The sequence below is a fragment of the Actinomyces sp. 594 genome, from assembly GCF_019325145.1.
In the GTDB taxonomy this organism is placed as follows: domain Bacteria; phylum Actinomycetota; class Actinomycetes; order Actinomycetales; family Actinomycetaceae; genus Actinomyces.
On the sequence record NZ_PIZC01000052.1, the window covers coordinates 32685 to 46851 of the forward strand.

11 protein-coding genes and 2 tRNA genes are annotated in these 14167 nt (G+C 69.7%); 11 read left to right on the plus strand and 2 right to left on the minus strand.

The window, feature by feature from the left end; genetic code table 11:
• The first annotated feature begins 126 nt into the window (after positions 1-126).
• Positions 127-199: transfer RNA gene (locus tag GZ998_RS09170), tRNA-Arg, on the plus strand.
• 295 nt (positions 200-494) lie between these two features.
• Here GZ998_RS09170 and GZ998_RS09175 read toward each other — a convergent pair.
• Positions 495-776: a hypothetical protein gene (locus tag GZ998_RS09175; protein WP_162679828.1), complete on the minus strand. Its 282-nt coding sequence runs from the start codon at positions 774-776 to the stop codon at positions 495-497.
• A 72-nt stretch (positions 777-848) separates the two neighbouring features.
• On the opposite strand from GZ998_RS09175, the gene orn reads away from it, so the two are divergent.
• Complete coding sequence (orn, locus tag GZ998_RS09180; protein ID WP_162679835.1) at positions 849-1469, plus strand: oligoribonuclease; 621 nt, start codon at positions 849-851, stop codon at positions 1467-1469.
• Positions 1470-1682: 213 nt separating this feature from the next.
• Positions 1683-1758: transfer RNA gene (locus tag GZ998_RS09185), tRNA-His, on the plus strand.
• Positions 1759-2070: 312 nt separating this feature from the next.
• Here GZ998_RS09185 and GZ998_RS09190 read toward each other — a convergent pair.
• The gene (locus tag GZ998_RS09190; RefSeq protein WP_162679829.1) at positions 2071-3837 is read right to left on the minus strand and encodes an alpha-isopropylmalate synthase regulatory domain-containing protein; all 1767 of its coding nucleotides are present in this window, start codon (positions 3835-3837) and stop codon (positions 2071-2073) included.
• Between the two features lie 187 nt (positions 3838-4024).
• Here GZ998_RS09190 and GZ998_RS09195 point away from each other — a divergent pair, with 187 nt between their 5' ends.
• The 8 genes from GZ998_RS09195 to GZ998_RS09230 all read left to right on the plus strand — a co-directional run bounded on the left by GZ998_RS09195 (position 4025) and on the right by GZ998_RS09230 (position 14028).
• Positions 4025-4789, plus strand: a complete 765-nt coding sequence (locus GZ998_RS09195; protein WP_161924521.1) for a DUF6270 domain-containing protein — start codon at positions 4025-4027, stop codon at positions 4787-4789.
• Positions 4790-5048: 259 nt separating this feature from the next.
• The gene (wecB, locus tag GZ998_RS09200) at positions 5049-6221 is read left to right on the plus strand and encodes a non-hydrolyzing UDP-N-acetylglucosamine 2-epimerase (RefSeq protein ID WP_161925401.1); all 1173 of its coding nucleotides are present in this window, start codon (positions 5049-5051) and stop codon (positions 6219-6221) included.
• Positions 6218-8182: a polysaccharide biosynthesis protein gene (locus tag GZ998_RS09205; protein WP_237564105.1), complete on the plus strand. Its 1965-nt coding sequence runs from the start codon at positions 6218-6220 to the stop codon at positions 8180-8182. Before wecB ends, GZ998_RS09205 begins: the two co-directional genes overlap by 4 nt.
• Positions 8179-9216, plus strand: a complete 1038-nt coding sequence (locus tag GZ998_RS09210) for a glycosyl transferase family 4 (protein WP_161924522.1) — start codon at positions 8179-8181, stop codon at positions 9214-9216. The genes GZ998_RS09205 and GZ998_RS09210 overlap by 4 nt, the downstream gene beginning before the upstream one ends.
• A 5-nt stretch (positions 9217-9221) precedes the next feature.
• On the plus strand, positions 9222-10466 hold the full coding sequence (locus tag GZ998_RS09215; RefSeq protein WP_162679830.1) for a glycosyltransferase family 4 protein: 1245 nt from the start codon (positions 9222-9224) through the stop codon (positions 10464-10466).
• Between the two features lie 25 nt (positions 10467-10491).
• Positions 10492-12207: a glycosyltransferase gene (locus tag GZ998_RS09220; protein ID WP_257505749.1), complete on the plus strand. Its 1716-nt coding sequence runs from the start codon at positions 10492-10494 to the stop codon at positions 12205-12207.
• Complete coding sequence (locus tag GZ998_RS09225) at positions 12204-13133, plus strand: ABC transporter permease (RefSeq protein WP_308807201.1); 930 nt, start codon at positions 12204-12206, stop codon at positions 13131-13133. The genes GZ998_RS09220 and GZ998_RS09225 overlap by 4 nt, the downstream gene beginning before the upstream one ends.
• A complete protein-coding gene (locus GZ998_RS09230; protein WP_161924523.1) occupies positions 13117-14028 on the plus strand; it encodes an ABC transporter ATP-binding protein in 912 nt (303 codons plus the stop codon). The genes GZ998_RS09225 and GZ998_RS09230 overlap by 17 nt, the downstream gene beginning before the upstream one ends.
• Positions 14029-14167: the final 139 nt, after the last annotated feature.

Sequence of the window (14167 nt, forward strand, 5' to 3'; positions counted from 1 at the left end):
AGATCGTGGGGCGATAGTTCACCAGCTTGTCCGGAACGATACCTTCCCCGCCCGGCAGTTGGGCACAGTTTCCGCTGCTCCCCAAGTGGGAACTTCTGCCCACTGTGACGTACGCTGTGCCGGTGAGCCTCCGTAGCTCAATGGATAGAGCATCGGCCTTCTAATCCGCAGGTTCCCGGTTCGAGTCCGGGCGGGGGCACCGGGATAAGTCCATATCGCGCCGGAAACTGGTCCCTCCGGTTTGAGGACGTGATCGGTGGCGCGGCTCGGCTGGGGGGGGTGCGGCTGGCGCGCCGCCTGCGCGCATGGCCCCAGTCGGCGGCGTCAACCACGCCCGGGCCTGAGTCCAAGCACTCGCCCGCACTTGGACCGCCTCGCAGCACTCTTCTGGCCCGCTCATACTCATCGGGCGCCCTGGGAAAGGCCGACGACGCAGTCGAGCCGAGGCCACGGTTCACCTCGGGTTCACTGCGGGATCACCGTCCCGCGAGCCACTAGTCGCTGTAGGCCTCCGCCTGAGCGATCGCGTCATTCAACTGGCGTTCCAATTCCTTCAAGCGCCGCAGGTGTACAACCCAACCGCCCACGAGACAGGCGGTCAGGACGAGGACCACCACAAGCAGCGGCACCGTCATGACGCCCGAACGGGACAGCACCACCGTAACGAGGGCCCAGATGACGACCAGCACCTGCCATAGTTTGGCGGCGCCTCGCTCGCGCTCCGCTTGATAGGTCAACTTGTCCAACATCTCCGCAGTAACGGTCTGAGCTGCCATGGCCCACAAGATACATCAGCGCCCGAGCCGCCGTTCGAACCGGGTCTACACTCGGCGACCGTGAGTCGACAGATAACTACCGCAGATCCCCTGGTTTGGATCGACTGCGAGATGACGGGCCTGAACCTTGAGGCGGACGCGCTGATCGAGGTGGCAGTGATCGTCACCGACTACGAGCTCAAGCCGCTGGGCAAGGGCATCGACGTGCTGATCAAGCCCCCGGCGGCCGCCCTGGAGCAGATGGGCGACTACGTGCGCGAGATGCACACGAGTTCCGGCCTGCTGGAGGAGCTGAAGGACGGGCTGACGCTTCAGGAGGCCGGCCGCACAGTCCTGGATTACGTGAAGTCCCTGGTGCCGGAGGCGGGCACCGCGCAGCTGGCCGGCAACTCCGTGGGCACTGACAAGTCCTTCCTGGCCCGCGACATGCCCGAGCTCATCGACTACCTGCACTACCGGATCGTGGACGTCTCCTCCATCAAGGAGGTCGCCAAGCGCTGGTTCCCGCGCACCTTCTTCCACGCCCCGGAGAAGCACGGCGGGCACCGCGCGCTGGCAGACATCCTGGAGTCGATCGACGAGCTTCGCTACTACCGCGAGGTGCTGTTCCCCAAGGGCGAGGGCCCCACGAGCGAGGAGTGCCAGGCGGCCGCAGCCCAGGTCGTGGAGCACCCGACGGCGCAGCTGCTCTGACGAGGGCGCCTTCGCCGATGGCCCTGGAGTCTCCGCCCGGCCGACGGCGTCGTCCGGGCTCGGCCGCCGGGGGCGCGGCGGTTGCACCCGGGCCGGGTCGGCACGCACTCTCGCTCCCCTACCGCGAGGGTGACGCAGTACACGGAGTCCGGATTGGTGCCGGCACGGGCTAGCCGATAAAGTACCGACTCGGTGCGACGCCGTCGCCCGATGGTGGCTGTAGCTCAGTCGGTAGAGCGCCTGGTTGTGGTCCAGGAGGTCGCGGGTTCAAGCCCCGTCAGCCACCCCACGATTTCCCCGGCATTCCAGCGTGTGCCGGGGTTTTTTCGGGCCGTGCCTGGGTCGGCGCATGCGCGCCCCCGCCCGCGCCCGCAACCTGTCAAAACTGATGACAAAGGCGCCCGGCGCAACGCGCGGCGTACCCCAGACCGTTGGAATCATGCGGTTTACGAAGCGCGCCGAACGGGCGCGAATGACGTTTGTAATCGATTCGGACAGTCTGGCCCACCCTGCGGCACGTAAGCCCACCCAGCAGGCCGGGCCGACGTCCCGCAGGCCGACTCCCAACCCACCCCGCGAGCCGACGGATTCCTGCGCCCGCCTACCTGGGCTCTACGCCGCGGCGCAGCAGGCCGACGATGTGCCCGTCGATCAGCGCCTCCCAGGAGGCCTCCACCACGTCCGTGCCCACGCCGACCGTGGACCAGGTCTGCTCCCCGTCGGTGATGTCGATGAGCACGCGCACCACCGACCGGGTGCCGCGCTCGGTATCCAGGATGCGCACCTTGTAGTCGGTCAGCTCGAACTCGGCGGTCTCGGGATAGACCTGCTCCAGCGCCGCGCACAGCGCGTGGTCCAGGGCGTTGACGGGACCGTTGCCCTCCCCCAGTACGGCGTAGCGCCGCCCGCCGGCCCACAGGCGCACGGTGGCCTCGGTCTCGGTGACGGTGTCACCCTCGGTGGACAGCAGCCGCTGCCCGGGCAGGGGCCGGGCCTGGATGGAGGCGCGCCAGGACTCGATGCGGAAGTACTCGGGAAGATCGCCGCGGGCGGCGCGCAGCAGCAGCTCGAAGGAGCCGTCGGCGGCGTCGTAGGTGTAGCCGACGGCCTCACGCGCCTTGACCGCCTCCGTCACCCGGGTGAGCAGCTCGTGGTCGCCGGATGCGTCGATGCCGAACTCGCGGGCCTTGAGCTCAATGGAGGCGCGCCCGGCCATCTCGGACACGAGCATTGTCATCGTGTTGCCCACGCGCTCCGGGTCGATGTGCTGGTACAGGTTCGGGTCCACCCGGATGGCGGAGGCGTGCAGCCCGGCCTTGTGCGCGAAGGCCCGCGCCCCCACGTAGGGCAGGCGGCTCGACGGCGGCCGGTTGACGATCTCGCCCACGTGCCTGGCGACGGCGGACAGCTCGGCCAGGCGCTGGGCGCGCTCGGCGGCGTCGCCGGGGAGCACCGTAAAGTCGGTCTTCAGCTCCAGGTCGGCGATGAGGGTGAGCAGGTTCGCGTTGCCGGTGCGCTCCCCCAGCCCGTTGACGCATCCCTGCACCTGCCGGGCCCCGGCGCGGACGGCCGCTAGGGCCCCGGCGACGGCGACCCCGGCGTCGTCATGAGTGTGGATGCCGATAGTGCAGTCCCCCTGCCCGGCCTTCTCCAGGGCGTCGCGCAGGCGGGCCACGCGCTCGCCGACGACGTCGGGCAGGGTGCCACCATTGGTGTCGCAGGGAATGACGGTGCCGGCTCCCGCCTGCGCGGCGGCCACGGCAACGGCGAGGGGGTAGGGCAGGTCCAGTCCGCTACCGGCCGGTTCCGTGCCGGCCGCAGCTCCGGCGCCGCCGGCAGCGGCTGGGCCGGCCTCGCCGGAACCGGCCGCCTCGCCGGCGAGGACGGCGGCGTGATCGAGCCCGTCGAAGAAGTGCTCCAGGTCAACCATGACCTCGCGGCCCGCGGCGACCAGCACGGCGACCGTGTCGCGCACCATGCGCAGGTTCTCCGCCAGGCTGGTTCGCAGGGCCCGCTCCACGTGCACCGGATCGGACTTGGCGACGATAGTCACCACGGGTGCGCCGGAGTCCAGCAGGGCACGCACCTGTGGGTCCTCCCCGGCGGCCATGCCCGCCTTGCAGGTAGAGCCGAAGGCGACCAGCCTGGCCGTGCGCAGCTCCAGCTCAGTGCGGGCACGGGCGAAGAACTCGGTGTCCTTGGGGATGGCGCCGGGCCAGCCGGCCTCGATGTAGGCCACGCCCAGCTCATCCAGTAGCCGGGCGACGGCGAGCTTGTCGGCGACGGTGAAGGCGACGGACTGCTGCTGGGCGCCGTCACGCAGGGTGGTGTCGTAGGCGGCGACGGCGCTGGAAGTGCCTGCGGGCATGTGGGGTTCCCTTCCGCGGTGGCTGTTCACCGGAGAGTCTGTCATATTCAGACAGCTTGTCTGCTCCCGCGGCAACCGCTCCCTGAGAGGGTGCTCACCCGGCGGCTCCAACCCGTGGCGTGCGCGTGGCCGATGCCGGTTGCGTCTACGCTTTTCCCACCAGCCCTTTGACCTGCCGGAGGAGCCGATGAGCGACGCCCAGACTGCGCGTACCGTCTCCGTGTTCGGCTCCTGCGTGGGTCGGGACACCGTGGAGGTGATGCGTCGGCAAGGCTGGCGGGTCGGGGCCTATGTGGCACGCCAGTCGTTGCTGTCGGCGGGTTCGCACGTGCCGGAGGGCACCTTGGACCTGAGCGGGTTCAGCTCCGCCTTCGTCAGGCGGGTACACGCCGAGGACCTGGTCGGCGACCGCCACTCCCGCCTGCAGGCTGCGGCGGAGCGCACGGACGTGCTGCTGTGGGACATCGTGGACGAGCGCCTGGGCGTGTTCGAGCTGCCCGGCGGCGAGCTGCTGACCCGCACCACTGAGGGACTCACGGCGGGCCTGTACGACTCGCTGGAGGGAGCGCGCCTGCTGGAGTTCGGATCTGACGAGCACTTCGAGCGCTGGCGGGAGACGCTGCCGGCCTGGCGCGCGGAGCTGGAGGACCTGGGCCTGGCTGACCGCACGCTGCTGCTGCAAACGGCGTGGGCAATTGCGGACGAGGACGGGGAGAGCACGCCGACGTCCTGGGGCGTGGGCGCGGCGGAGGCAAACTGGTTCGCGCAGCGCTACTACGAGGCCGCAGCAGAGGCCACGGGAGTGCGCGTGCTGCGCCTGCCGGACGAGCTGACGCTTGCCGGCACGCACCATGTCTGGGGGCCGGCACCCTTCCACTACCAGGACGCCGCCTACGCGTGGCTGGCCGAGCGCATCAACCGCTTTGCGGAGCAGCTCCCCGCCAGGCACTAGGCGGCGGCGAGCCGGCACTGAGCCGACTCCCAGACCGCCTCACGGGCAGAGTTCCGGGATGAGTTCCGGGCAGAGTTCCGGGCCGACGCCGCGGCACAGGCAGGCATGAGTATGGCAACAAAGGTAACGGTCCGGCAGCTCGGCGGGATACTGGGTAGCCGAAGTGAGACCGCGCGCTATCCTGAGAAACGTCTTTGTCAGTGACTCCCCGTCTCTGGCAGTACAGTTCCCACTAGGAGTGCCAGTGCCGAAGAGCGTCATGGTCGTTTACGGCACACGCCCCGAGGCGATCAAGCTGGCGCCGGTCATCCAGGGGCTGCGAGACCACGCGGACCTGCGCCCCACGCTCGTGTCCACTGGGCAGCACCGGGAGATGCTGGGCCAGGTAAGCGAGATTTTCAGCCTGGCGCCGGACTATGACATCGACGTGTTCGAACCCGGCCAGACCCTGAACACGCTCAGCGCCAAGATCCTCGCCCGGCTGGATCCTGTCCTCGCCTCCGCAAGCCCGGACGCGGTCCTGGTACAGGGCGATACGACCTCCGTCGCCGCCGCGGCGCTGGCGGCCTTCTACCGACGAGTGCCAGTGGTGCACCTAGAGGCGGGGCTGCGCTCGGGGAACCTCTCCTCCCCCTTTCCCGAGGAGGCCAATCGGCGGGTGACCACCCAGCTGGCCTCACTACACCTGGCGCCTACCCCGCGCTCAAGAGCTAACCTGCTGCGCGAGGGCGTGGACCCGGAAGGCATCGCGGTCACCGGCAACACGGTGATTGACGCCCTGCTGCACACGCGCGCCCGGCGCACTCAGCCCGCCGACCCCCGTCTGCGGGAGGCGATTGCGCAGGGGCGTCCGCTCATCTTGGTCACGGCCCACCGGCGGGAGAACTGGGGTGAGGCGCTGGAGGGTGTGGGACGGGCGCTGGCACGCCTGGCGGCCCGCTTCCCCGAGCACCTGATCGTGCTGCCGGTGCACCGTAATCCGGTTGTGCGCGAGGCAGTCATCCCGCACGTGGCGCAGCTGGCGAATGTGCTCATCTCCGAGCCCCTGGCCTACGGGGAGTTCACCACCGTCATGGACGCCGCCCGGATCGTGCTCACCGACTCCGGCGGCGTGCAGGAGGAGGCGCCGAGCCTGGGCAAGCCCGTACTGGTGATGCGCGAGAACACCGAGCGTCCCGAGGGCGTAGAAGCCGGCACGGTCCGCCTCATCGGCACGGCGGAGGACCGGCTGGTAACGGAGGTCTCCGCCCTGCTGGACTCCCCCACCCTGTATCAGCAGATGGCTCACGCCGCCAACCCTTACGGCGATGGCCACGCATCCCAGCGCGCGGTGGCCGCGATCGCCGCGCTGCTGGGCCTGGGCGAGCGCCTGCCCGATTTCCGTCCCGCCATGTCACGTCCCACCGATCACCTGAGGTCAGTATCACTGTGAATTCCCTGAACTCCTCCCCGGCGGGGGCCCGGCAGGAAGCCCCCGCATCCGGACCGCAGCCCGGCGCAGCCGCCCTCCCCACCACACCGGACCCGCGCGAGTCCTGGCCGACCACCGATATCGGCGGCTCGCGGCTGCACCTGCCGCACGGGACCATCCCGGCCCTGGACTGCGCCATGTGGGTGCTGGCGATTGTGCTGGTCCTGTCCCTGAACATTGACGGCAGCTCCCGGGAGCCGACCGGCATCGCGACCGGTATCGCCATCCTGCTCGCGGCAGTGCTGCAGCTGCTGGCCTGGCTGCTGTTCCTGCGCGGCCGCGCCCGCTTCGCCACCGGGGATGAGATCCCGCAGATCCTGGTCACGGATGTACTGATTGCGGCGGTGCTGATGCTCGCATCCATCCTGTCCCAGGGCCTGCTGCTGCCGCTGGGGGCGGCGGTGGTCTCCGGGGCGGTGGCGCTGACCCTGCATATGGCGGTGCGCTGGCTCTTCCAGCGCGTAGTCGCCTGGCGGCACCGCCCGCAGGCGCACCGCAGCCGGCGCACCATCGTGCTCGGGGCAGGCTACGGCGGGGTACAGGCGATCAGCTTGATGCAGCAGGACCAGGAGGGCGTCTTCACCCCGGTTGCCATCCTGGACGATGACCCCTCCAAGCGGCACCTGCGCATCAGCGGGGTGCGGGTGCTGGGGCCGTGGGAGGCGCTCGGGCAGGTAGCCGCGGAGAAGCGCGCCGACCTGGTACTGCTGGCGGTGCCCTCCGCAGGCCCGGAGCGAGTCGACGAGGTTGTGGAGAAGGCCCAGTCCCTGGGACTCGAGATCCGCATCATGCCCTCCATGGAGGAGCTGGTCGAGCGCGCGCCCTCGTACCACCCCGACGCCTCCCAGCTCCAGTCGACCAACGTCTTCCGGCCCCCGCAGATCGCGGACCTGCTCGGACGCCGCGAGATCGACACCGACGTCGACGCCATCGGTGCCTACCTGACCGGCGAGCGCGTCCTGGTGACGGGTGCGGGCGGATCGATCGGCTCCCAGCTGTGCCACGCAATCGCCCGCTACGAGCCGGAGCGACTGATCATGGTGGACCGGGACGACTCCGCCCTGCACGCGGTACAGCTGTCCCTGGACGGGCAGGCGATGCTCGACTCCCCCGACGTGATCCTCGGAGACCTGCGCACCCCCGGCTTCATTCCCGCCCTGTTCGACGAGAACCGGCCGACCATCGTCTTCCACGCGGCCGCACTGAAGCACGTCACGCTCACGGAGCGCTTCCCGGAGGAGGCCTTCCTGACGAATGTGGCGGCCACCCGCGACCTGCTGCTGGCGGCAGCCAGTCATGACGTGCGGCGATTCATCAATATCTCCACGGACAAGGCCGCGGACCCGCAGTGCGTGCTCGGCTACTCCAAGCGGGTGGCCGAGCGGCTGACGGCAACCATCGGGCGGACGCTGGCTCCCGAGCGCCGCTTCATGTCCGTGCGATTCGGGAACGTACTGGGTTCACGCGGCTCGGCGCTGCTGACCTTCGCCTCCCAGCTGGAGCGCGGGCTACCGCTGACGATCACGGACCCGAGCATGGAGCGGTTCTTCATGAGCGTGGACGAGGCCTGCCAGCTGGTCCTGCAGGCAGGGGTGCTTGGGCGCTCGGGCGAGGTCCTGATCCTGGACATGGGCAAGCCGCACAACATCGAGGAGATCGCGCGCCGCTTCGCCACCCTGATGGGCTACCCCGACGCGCAAGTCACCTACACGCGGGTGCGCCCCGGGGAGAAGCTCACCGAGGAGCTGTTCGGCCGGGGCGAGCAGGACGTGCGCCCGAATCACCCGCTGATCTCGCAGACCTCGGTGCCGCCCTACCCGATGGGGAAGCTCGCGGCGATCACCGACTTGCGTGAACGCGCCGAGTGGGGCCAGCACGGTGCCCTGGTACGCCGGTGGATGGAAGCGGAGAGCGGGGCATGACAGTTGCCCTGGTCCTCGGCTTCCTGGCCGCCGCGGCGGCGTCGGCGCTGGCGACGGCGGCGCTGATCCCGGTGCTGCGGCGCGCCCAGGTGGTCGACGTCCCGGTGGATCGCTCGCTGCACGTGGTGCCGACACCGCGCGGCGGCGGCCTGGCCGTGGTGCTAGGGGCGCTGCTGGTAATGGGCCCGGCGATCGTAATCGCCTGGCACCGGCTCGCGACGACGCACGCGTACACCCGCTTCAGCGTGCTGGCGCTGGGGCTGGTGGCGATTGTGGCCTTCGCGGTCGTGGGCCTGACGGAGGACCTCTTCTCTCTTTCCACCCGGTTGCGCCTGTGCCTGCAGCTGGTCCTGGGCCTGCTCCTGGGCCTGGCCGCCGCCGCCCTGGTGGGGGCGAACCCGTGGGTGGCCGTGGCCGTGGCCGTGTGCGCCGCGGGACTGGTCAACGCCACCAACTTCATGGACGGCGCAAACGGCCTGGCTGCGGGGCACGCGGTGGTGGCGGGCCTATGGTTCACGGTGGTGGCGCTGGCGCACCCGGTTCCGGGACTCGGCGTCGTGATGATTGCGGTGGCCGGGGCGGCAGCAGGATTCCTGCCCTTCAACGCGCCGCGGGCGCGGCTCTTCCTGGGCGACTCCGGCTCCTACGCGCTGGGCGGCGCCTGGGCCTTCGCGGCCACGATCTGCCTGGCCTCCGGGGTTCCGGCAAGTGCTTCGGTGGCACCGCTGCTGGTGCTGGTGACCGATGCCGGCTTCACCCTGGGGATGCGGGTGCGCACCGGGCAGCGGTGGTATGAGCCGCACAAGCTGCACGTTTACCAGCGCCTGGTGACATTCGGCTGGCCGCACTGGGCCGTGGCCCTGCTGGTGGCGGCCACGGCGGCGCTGTGCTCGGCCCTGGCCTGGCTGGGCCTGGTGCTGGGGCAGCCGGCGCTTGCCTGGGGGCTCATCGGCGCGGTGCTGATCGCCTACCTGTACCTGCCGCTAGCGGTCGGGGCCGGCGACCCCTTCCGCGCGCTGAGGCCGGTGAGGTGAGGAAGATGAGGATCCTGCTGCTCACCCACTACTGGGCGCCGGAGACGGGCGCCCCGCAGATGCGTTGGGGCTGGCTGGCCCGCGGCCTGGTCCGGCGCGGCCACGAGCTGGCCGTGCTGGCTCCGCCGCCGCACTATCCCACCGGGCGCCTGCTCGACGCCGACCCGCGCCACGCCCCGGGCGCGGTGCACCGGGACCCGTCCGGGGCGATGATCCACCGCACCGCCTTCCGCCCCTACGACGTCGGCCTGGGGGGCCGGGGCGCGGACCAGGCGGTGGCTGCGGCGGACGCCCTGAAGCTGGGACTGCGGCGCTTTACCGGATCGCAGCGGCCCGACGTCGTCGTCGGCACGGTGCCGGGGCTACCGACCCTGCCGGCCGCCCTGATGCTGGGGCGCGTGCTGCGCCGGCCGGTAGTGGCGGAGCTGCGCGACGCCTGGCCGGACATCCTTGACTCCGCCTCCAGCTGGGCAGGTGGTGACGCTCCCGGGCTGCGGCGTCGGGCGCTGGCGGCGGCGCGCGGGACCGTACCGGGGGCAATCACCCATCTGGAGCGCCAGGCCGACGCCGTGGTTACCACCACCGAGTCCTTCGCCCAAGCGCTGCGCGAGCGCGGCCTGGGGCACGTGGTCACGGTCCGCAATGCGCCGGCAGCCCCGGTCGCGGCGCTCCCGCCCGTGCCGGGCTCTCGGGCGGATGGTGCCCTGCGCGTGCTGTACCTGGGCACGGTGGGTCGGGCCCAGGGGCTGGACAGTGCGGTGCGGGCCGCCGCCCTGGCAGCACAGCGGGGCACGCATGTGATGCTGCGGATTGTCGGCGACGGCGCGCAAGCCGCAGCCGTGCGCGCGGAGGCGACGCGTCTAGACGCCCCGGTGCAGGTGCTGGAGCCGGTTCCCGTGGAGCGGGTGGGCGAGCAGTACGCGTGGGCGGACACGGTGCTGGTGTCTTTGCAGGACTGGCCTGCCATGTCACTGACGGTTCCGTCCAAGCTGTACGAGCTCCTGGCCACCGGTCGGCACATCAGTGGCGCGGTTGCGGGCGAGGCCGCAGCGATTGTGCGCGAGTCCGGAGCCGGGGACATAGTCGCCCCGCAAGACCCGCAGGCGCTGGCGGCACTGTGGACGGAGCTGGCGGCCGACCGCTCCCGCCTGGCTCCCGCCAGCGGCTCGCTGTGGCTGGATGAGCACGCACGCAAGGAGGACCTGGTGTCCCGTTACGAGTCACTGCTGGAGGGGGTAACTGGTGCCTGAGGCTCAGCGCATCCGCAATATACGCTTGCTGATTGACTCCACTAGTCGGCTTCTCGCCGAGGATCCGCTGCTGCTGGCGGTGCAGTCGGCCCGGCGCCTGCCCCCCGGGGCACGCGGGCGCATGGCACGAGCCGTCGGCGCAGGCGCGAGGCCAGGGTCCTTGCGCCTGGCCCTGGGCGAGTTCCTTGCCGACCGCCCCGCGCAGGCCGAGCGAGCGCTGGCTGCCGCGGTACCCCGTTCACCGGCGGGCAGGCGGTTAGCGGCGGAGCTGTCAGTCCAGCTCGGCCGCCTTCACCCCGACGCCGCCGCCCAGCTGCCGCCAACGCTGCGCTCCCGGGACTACTGGTCCCGGGGTCAGCTCCATGACGCGGTTGCTGTGCTCGACGGCGTTCCCGAGGCGCGGGCGCGGCGCGCACGGCTGCGCTCGCAACTGGCGGTGATGAGCCCGGGCTTCACGCTCCCACGGGTAACCCGCTCGCCCAGGTGGGAGGAGCCGGCTCGGAGCGGACCGACCCGGGTGCTACATGTACTGACGAACTCCTTCCCGCACACCCAGTCCGGCTATGCGGTGCGCTCTCACGCGGTGCTTGGCGCCCAGCGCGCCGCGGGCATTGAGGTGCGCGCGATTACGCGGATCGGCTATCCGGTGACGGTGGGGCTGGTAGGCGCGGCCGGCACGGACGTGGTGGATGGGATCGAGTACCGGCGGCTGCTGCCGTCCCGGCTGGCGCCGACCCCGGCGGCGCGGCTGGTGCAAATGGCGCGTCTGCTGGCGCAGGAGGTGGAGGTCTTCCGCCCGCACGTGCTGCACACCACCACGAACTTTCAGAACGCGCTGGTCACGCGCGCCGTGGCAGAGTCGTACGGGCTGGCGTGGGTGTATGAGATGCGCGGTGTGCTGGAGCAGACCTGGGTGGCCTCCCGCCCGGTGAGCCAGCAGGCTCAGGCGCTGGGCTCAGAGCGGTTCCGCCTGTTGCGCGCCAAGGAGACCGAGATGGCGCTGGCGGCGGACGCGGTAGTGGTCCTGTCGCAGGTACAGCTTGAGGACCTGGTCGCGCGCGGGGTGCCGGCGGAGCGCATCAGGATTGTTCCTAACGCGGTGGAGGACGCCGTGCTGGAGGTGCCCGCGGTGGGTGCGGCTGAGGCGCGCACTCGGCTGGGGCTGCCTCGCGAGGGCTTCTGGGCTGGCAGCGTCTCCTCCCTGGTGGACTATGAGGGCTTCGATGTATTGCTCGAGGCGGTGGCGCGGTGCCGCGCGAGCGGGGTCGATGTGCACTGCCTGCTGGTGGGCGACGGCGTCAGTCGGCCGGGGCTCGAGGCACGGGCGGCGGAGCTCGGCCTGGGGCCCGAGGTCTGCGTGCTGCCGGGGAGGGTGCCGCAGCAGGAGTCCCTGAACTGGTACCAGGCCCTGGATGCGTTCTGCGTGCCCCGGAGGGACACGCCTGTCTGCAGGTCGGTGACGCCGATCAAGCCTTTCAACGCGATGGCACTGGGCCGGGAGGTGCTGGTGTCTGACCTGCCGGCCTTGCGGGAGGTTGTTGCCCGGGGCGGTGGCGAGGTATTCCCCGCCGAGGATGCTGCGGCCCTCGCCACTGCCCTCACTGGGGCGGCCAGGCGCTCGGAGGACTCGAATCGTGTTGCCGCGCCCGGCCAGAATAGGATTCGTGCTGAAGCTTGCGGACTACCCACGTGGAGTCGCAACGGCACGGTCTACCGCGCGATGTATGAGGAGTTGAGGTGAGCACACAGTCTCAGGAGCCGATGCCCATGACCTGGCTCGATCGCGCTTACGAGAACTACTACATGCGTAGTTCCCACGTCGTCTCCGACCGCCAGCTGGAGTCCCTGGACCCGGTCGGGCTGCGGCCGCCGCTGGGCAAGTACATCGCACAGCTGTGGCAGCGGCGGCACTTCATTTGGGCGGATGCCCGGGCCAAGGCGCTTGGCTCCCAGCGCGGCACGCTACTCGGCAATGCCTGGCTGATCGTCAAGCCTATGCTGGATGCACTCGTCTATTTCGTGATATTCGGTCTACTGCTGCAGACCTCCCGCGGCATCGAGAACTTTGTCGGCTACCTGATCATCGGCGTGACGCTGTTTCCGCCCCTCCAGCGTTCAATAACAGGAGGAGCCCAAGTGGTCAGGAACGGCAGGAACATGATTCGGGGCTTCTCCTTCCCCCGCGCAGTGCTGCCGATCTCGTACACGCTGCGCTCGGCGATCGACACGTTGCCGCCCCTGGCGTCGGTGCTGTTCTTAGTGGCAGTCCTGCCTCCCCACGCCCTACCCACATTGCACTGGCTACTCATCATCCCGATCTTCCTATTACAGTTCATGCTCGCGCTGGGACTGACTTTTTTCGCGGCGCGCATCACCACGCTGTTTCCAGACATGCGCAATATCTGGCCGTTCCTGACCCAGTTCTGGTTCTACGGATCAGGCGTGTTCTTTTCCTACGAGCGGTTCATAGACCACCCCACCGTGCTTGCGTTCATGGACGTGAACCCCGGTTACCTCATCCTCACGATGTACCGGGACTGCATCTTGTACGACGCAATGCCTGACACGAGGTCCTGGGCGCTGCTGATCACCTGGACCTTTGGAGCGCTGGTTCTCGGCTTCGTATTCTTCTGGGAGAAGGAGGTCGCATATGCCGTCGAACGCTGAATCGACGAAAGACTCCGCTGCCGCAGAGCCCACCGTGGTAGTACGCGACGTGCAGGTCCGCTACCGCTCCCCCTCCAGTGACGCCAGCGCCATGCGCGCGCTGTCACCTGCCACGCGGGTGTTCCTGCGAGTGACCGGTCAGCGACCGAAGGTGGATGTCGACGCGCTCAAGGGGGTCTCGCTGGTGGCCCGCGCCGGTGAGTCGATTGGCATCCTCGGCAGAAACGGCTCGGGCAAGTCCACTCTGCTGCGCATCATCGCCGGGCTGGAGACACCCCGCGCCGGCAGTGTCAGAGCCCGCTCAACTCCGGTGCTGCTCGGGGTTAACGCGGCCCTAGTACCCGACCTTCCTGGTGAGCGGAACGTCCTGCTCGGCTGCCTGGCCATGGGCCTGTCCAAGCAGCAGGCTCGGGACGTGCTGCCCGAGGTCGTAGAGCTTGCCGGAATTGGCAAGGCGATTTACCGACCGATGAAGACCTACTCGTCAGGTATGGCCTCCAGGCTCCGCTTCGCCATCGCCGCCGCCGCGAATCCAGACATCCTGCTTATTGACGAGGCACTGAGCACCGGTGACGCCGCCTTCAAGGAGCGCAGTGAGCGGAAGATGACTGAGCTCCGCCAGGCAGCGGGGACGGTGTTCCTGGTGAGCCACGCGGCGCAGACCATTGAGGAGATGTGCTCACGGGCGATCTGGCTGATGGAGGGCGAGATAATCGGGGACGGCCCCGGACCGGAGATCGCCCACGATTACCGCTGGTGGTCGTGGAACATCACCAAGAACGAGTTCGACAAGGCGGACGAGATCCTGGCCCGCTGCCGCCGGAAGTGGGCGCCCCGGCAGCCTGTGATCTCCGATCCGGATCTCTACAGGGGCGCTTGGCGGCACGCCTACTAGCCGCTCCGCCCGGCTGAGGGGCAGGCCACCTCGGGGTCGGCTGGTGCCGCCTCCCCGCAGATGCTCCGCCCGGCTGAGGGGCACGGGGTGTAGGAGGCGGCTTGGGTGATCGGTCGGGACCTGACCGATCACCCAAGCC

What these genes read in the sequence shown, in the direction of transcription:
- GZ998_RS09190 (WP_162679829.1), bottom strand. Translation starts at nt 3,837, where the DNA reads ATGCCCGCAGGCACTTCCAGCGCCGTCGCCGCCTACGACACCACCCTG.
- GZ998_RS09195 (WP_161924521.1), top strand. Translation starts at nt 4,025, where the DNA reads ATGAGCGACGCCCAGACTGCGCGTACCGTCTCCGTGTTCGGCTCCTGC.
- GZ998_RS09175 (WP_162679828.1), bottom strand. Translation starts at nt 776, where the DNA reads ATGGCAGCTCAGACCGTTACTGCGGAGATGTTGGACAAGTTGACCTAT.
- GZ998_RS09215 (WP_162679830.1), top strand. Translation starts at nt 9,222, where the DNA reads ATGAGGATCCTGCTGCTCACCCACTACTGGGCGCCGGAGACGGGCGCC.
- GZ998_RS09230 (WP_161924523.1), top strand. Translation starts at nt 13,117, where the DNA reads ATGCCGTCGAACGCTGAATCGACGAAAGACTCCGCTGCCGCAGAGCCC.
- wecB (WP_161925401.1), top strand. Translation starts at nt 5,049, where the DNA reads ATGGTCGTTTACGGCACACGCCCCGAGGCGATCAAGCTGGCGCCGGTC.
- GZ998_RS09210 (WP_161924522.1), top strand. Translation starts at nt 8,179, where the DNA reads ATGACAGTTGCCCTGGTCCTCGGCTTCCTGGCCGCCGCGGCGGCGTCG.